This is a genomic window from Streptomyces sp. CC53, assembly GCF_001865245.1.
Taxonomy (GTDB): domain Bacteria; phylum Actinomycetota; class Actinomycetes; order Streptomycetales; family Streptomycetaceae; genus Streptomyces.
In genome coordinates this window covers 1-2318 of the sequence record NZ_MKXB01000120.1, presented here as the reverse complement: position 1 = coordinate 2318, position 2318 = coordinate 1, and the positions used below count along the sequence as shown (strand labels likewise).

1 protein-coding gene is annotated in these 2318 nt (G+C 77.3%); it reads right to left on the bottom strand.

Translation table 11 applies throughout. From position 1 onward, the window contains the following. Positions 1 to 1580: sensor histidine kinase KdpD (locus BJP40_RS11465; RefSeq protein ID WP_079171090.1), on the bottom strand; the 1580-nt coding region annotated here is incomplete at its 3' end. Positions 1581 to 2318 lie beyond the last annotated feature (738 nt).

Below are 2318 nucleotides of genomic sequence, written 5' to 3'. Positions count from 1 at the left end.
TGGCGGGGACCTGCGGGCCACGCGTCGGCGCCGGCCGGCGGGGCGGGCCTCAAGGCGGGCTCGGGGACGGGGACGAGGGGTGGCCCCGGGGTCCCGGCCGGGGCGGGGGCGCCGCGGTCGGCCGTCTCGGCGCCGTACGCGGCCGGCACCGGGTCGGGTGGGCCGTAGGTGACCGGCTCGGGCTCCCCGTACACGACCGGTTCCGGCTGCGGTGCGCCGTGGGCCGCCGGTTCGAGTCCGCCGTACGCGGTCGGTGAACGGTCCGGCTGGCCGTACGCGGCTTGGTCCGCGGCTTCGGGGGCGGTCTCGGCGGGCGGCTGTGGGCGGCCGGGGGCCCTGGGGTTGTCGGGGTCGGTGCCGAGGAGGCCCTGCGGGACGATCACGACGGCCTGGACGCCGCCGTAGATGTTCGACTGGAGCCGTACGGCGATGCCGTGCCTGCGGGCCAGGGCGGCGACCACGTACAGGCCGATGCGGCCGTCCTGGAGCAGGTGGGCGACGTTGACCTGGTCGGGGTCGGAGAGCAGGGCGTTCATCTTCGCCTGCTCGGCCTGCGGCATGCCGAGGCCCCGGTCCTCCACCTCCACTGCGAGGCCGGAGGTGACGTACTGGGCGCGCAGCAGCACGGAGGTGTGGGGCGCGGAGAACAGTGTGGCGTTCTCGACGAGTTCCGCGAGGAGGTGGATCACGTCGGCGACGGCGTGGCCGCGCAGGGTGCCGTCGACGGGCGGGACGAGCTTGACCCGCGGGTACTGCTCCACCTCGGCGATGGAGGAGCGGAGCACCTCGGTCAGGGTGACCGGGTGGGACCACTGGCGGCGGGACACGGCCCCGCCCAGGACGGCCAGGTTCTCCGCGTGGCGGCGCGTGCGGGTGGCCAGGTGGTCGACGTGGAAGAGGCCCTTGAGCAGGTCGGGGTCCTCCACCTGGTTCTCCAGCTCGTCGAGGAGCTGGATCTCGCGGTGCACGAGGGACTGGAGCCTGCGCGCCAGGTTGGCGAAGACCTCGGCCTTCTGGGCGTTGCCGACGCTGCTGGAGAGCCGGGACGCCTGGACGACGGCGGCGACGGCGGCCTCGTGGGAACGGCCCAGCTCGTGGTCCAGCAGGTCGAACGCGTCACCGCCGGGGGCGGGAGGCGGGGTGCAGCGCGTGGAGGGGTGCTCGCCGCGGCGCAGTTGCCCGACGGCGGTGAGCAGGTCCTGCTGCCGGCGGGCGGCGGCGCGGCGCAGGGCGTGGCAGCGGTCCAGGACCGTGCGGGAGGCGCGGTCGGCGCCGAGTGCCGCGGCGACGACGGCGGACACGACGATGGCGGCGGAGCAGGCCAGCGCGATCCACAGCACGGCCGGCCGGGTGCCCGCGAAACGGAGGGTGAAGAGCACCGCGGCCGCGCCGCCGAGTGTCGCCACGACGGTCGGCAGGACGGCGGCACGCAGCAGCTGCGGCCGTATGCGGTTCTCCGCGGGCAGGGCCGGCGGGTGCTGCGCACCGGGATCCGGCAGGGGGCCGGCGCCCGGCCGGCCATGCCGTCCGCCGCTTTCACGGCGGTCGGATCGCGCGGTGGATGCGCGGAGTTGAGACATCGGCGTCCTTGATACGTGGATCCCGTTGTTCCGGCGGTTGTCGGCGTCCTACGGGCCGGCCTCGGGAAAGGGTGGGCACGCCGCTCACCCGATGAACGCACCGTTGATCGCCGACCACACACCGTAGTCGTCCGGGTGGCGTGGGGTGCGGTGTTGCCCGACTTGGCCGCACAGGGTCCCGCTCCGGTGTGAGGCCTCGCACGGAAGGACGAAACCGGGCCCGGGGGGCGCATGCCCCGGCACGGCTGCCGCGGACGGCGGGGTGCCCCGGTTTCCGGCGCGGTGAGCGACGGCCCGTGGCGTCGGGCGGGGCCACCGGGCGGCCCGGGGAGCCCCGTTCCCGGCTGTTCGGATCCGCTGCGGGTGGGGCGCAGTGGCGCGGCGCGCGCTGGGGGCGGCACGGTCACCTCGGCGTGCCCGGCGGAAGGGAGCGGCCGGTCGGGGGGCGGGCTCCGCGGGGGCTGCGGCCGGACCCCGCGGCGGCGCTCCCGGGGACGCGGGCCTGCCGTCGCCGGGCTCAGGCCGGTGCCGAAGCGGTTGGTCGTTCGCCTCCTCGGTTCTCGGCGCGCGCTGGCGCGAGCAGGCCGTGCCGCAGCCACCGGGACGCGACGCCGAGGCCCCCGGCGGGGACGCGGGGAAGGCCGGCGGGCGGGTTCGCGGGCGGCGCGCGGCGGGGCTGCGCCGGCCTGTCGCCCGCGAGGTCGGGCCGGGCACCCGCGGCGCGCCGTGCGCCGCGGG